General features: G+C 35.4%; 1 pseudogene. It reads left to right on the top strand.

Features of this window, described 5'->3' with window-relative positions:
* A pseudogene (locus IQR33_RS10575) lies at positions 1-132 on the top strand (short chain dehydrogenase); the annotation flags it as partial.
* Positions 133-826: the final 694 nt, after the last annotated feature.

Below are 826 nucleotides of genomic sequence, written 5' to 3'. Positions count from 1 at the left end.
CGATTAGAAAAGATGATCCCAGTTGGCAGGATGGGCGAAACAAGCGAAATCGCGCATGCAGTAAAATACATTATTGAGAGTGATTACTTTACTGGCAGAGTTTTAGAAGTGGATGGAGGCATTCGTATGTAAGTGACCACTGAAATAAGGCTCTGATAGGCCTGAATAATAAGTCTCTTTCCATTTCAACATTTTCTATGTTGTGGAGTGCTCATTCTGCGCAACCCAAATGTATTTACAACTTATGTTTGGATTTACCTTGAGAATGATTTCTCACAATCCAATAAAGAGATGTAAATACCACTCAAATATTAAGTGAAATCATTAATTTGACGCTGATCACACTTTTTGTTTTTTAGTTTCCGCTTCTAATTAAGGCTATCTGCGTAAATGAAGTTGATAGTCAGTCTCATTAATTTTAAGTTTCAACTGTTTGTTTTTAAATAATTAATTGTTGAAGCACGAGAAATTCGTGTTGAGGTTAATATTCGATTTAAAGTGTGTAACTTCCATTAATGGAAGGTTAGTTTCCAGTTGTGGCTAATGAGCTTTAACTTTTTACTCCTCATAATGCGCCAAATGTAACATAGTGTTTCAAAGTGTAACAATAAACTCACACTAAGAGTGTGGTTTTGATCTCCACTCAATTCCGTTTTGTTTCGCTCTGAGCCCGACGTTACTCATGCTCAACACATAAACATTCTAATGACTATAACAACTGGTTCTTGGCTTGGTACCAATCGTATCGTAGTAAATAACGGTTCATTCTAGCTGGTTAAATGCTTGATGACGAAGTTGAAAAATTGTAAGTAGAATAACTGCTTAT

This window comes from Vibrio sp. OPT46 (assembly GCF_015163535.1).
Classification (GTDB): Bacteria; Pseudomonadota; Gammaproteobacteria; order Enterobacterales; family Vibrionaceae; genus Vibrio; species Vibrio alginolyticus.
Note: the sequence above shows the minus strand (reverse complement) of the source record. Positions and strands in the feature narration are given on the sequence as shown.